The sequence below is a fragment of the Rathayibacter rhapontici genome, from assembly GCF_001995175.1.
GTDB lineage: Bacteria > Actinomycetota > Actinomycetes > Actinomycetales > Microbacteriaceae > Rathayibacter.
The window spans coordinates 1-972 of sequence record NZ_MUKN01000125.1; the positions used below are offsets into that span (position 1 = coordinate 1).

A 972-nucleotide genomic window follows, 5' to 3' on the forward strand; every position below is an offset into this window, starting at 1 on the left:
CGCACGGCGAAGGCCTCCCTCGGACCGCTGCTCGAGGCCTTCGCCGGACAGCTCGGCGGCCCCGGCTTCCGCGGCGACGACGGTGCCCCCGTCCCCGGCTCCGATCTGATCGCCGTCTGCGACGCGATCGTCCCCTCGATGGTCGAGCGCGATCCGGAGTGGGCGGGCTGGTGCTCGGTGCTCGTGAACGTGAACGACCTGACCGCCATGGGCGCGGACCCGGTGGGCCTGCTCGACGCGGTCGGCGCCCGCGACGCCGACTCCGCCGCCCGGATCCTGCGCGGACTGCGCGCGGCGTCGGAGGCCTGGGGCGTCCCGCTGCTCGGCGGGCACACCCAGCTCGGCGTCCCCGCCGCCCTGTCCGTCACGGGGTTGGGCCGCACCTCCCGCCCGGTCCCCGGCTCCGCCCCCCTCGGTCACGAGCTGAGCCTGACCGCCGATCTCAGCGGCTCCTGGCGGCCCGGGTACGCGGGAGCCCAGTGGGACTCCACGTCCGGCCGCTCCCCCGACGTCCTGCGCTCCCTCGCGGCGAGCGTCGGCGAAGGTGCCCCCGACGGAGCGAAGGACGTCAGCATGGCCGGCCTCGTCGGCACCGTCGGCATGCTCGCCGAGGCGTCCGGCACCGCCGCCGAGCTCGACGTCGCCGCGGTCCCCCGCCCCGCTGCGGCCGGGGTCGCCGACTGGTTCTCCTGCTTCCCCGGCTTCGCGATGCTCACCGCCGACCGGCCGGGGCAGGGGCGGATGCGCGCGGCGCACGCCGAGACCGCTCCGATCGGCCGCCTCGTCCCGGGCGAGGGCGTCGTCCTCCGCTGGCCGGACGGCGAGTCCACCCGCGCGATCGCCTCCGCAGTGACGCGCCTCGGCGCGGCCTGAGCGGCCCCGAGGCGCGTCACCGCTCGTCCCCTCTCCACCCTCCCCTGCTCGCCGACTCCCTCCTCCAGATGTTGCGGTAAGCGCGCGCCTCTCCCGCAA

1 protein-coding gene is annotated in these 972 nt (G+C 77.1%); it reads left to right on the plus strand.

From position 1 onward, the window contains the following. On the plus strand, positions 1-873 hold an 873-nt coding region (locus tag B0T42_RS18925; RefSeq protein ID WP_236720422.1), incomplete at its 5' end, for an MSMEG_0567/sll0787 family protein. Positions 874-972 lie beyond the last annotated feature (99 nt).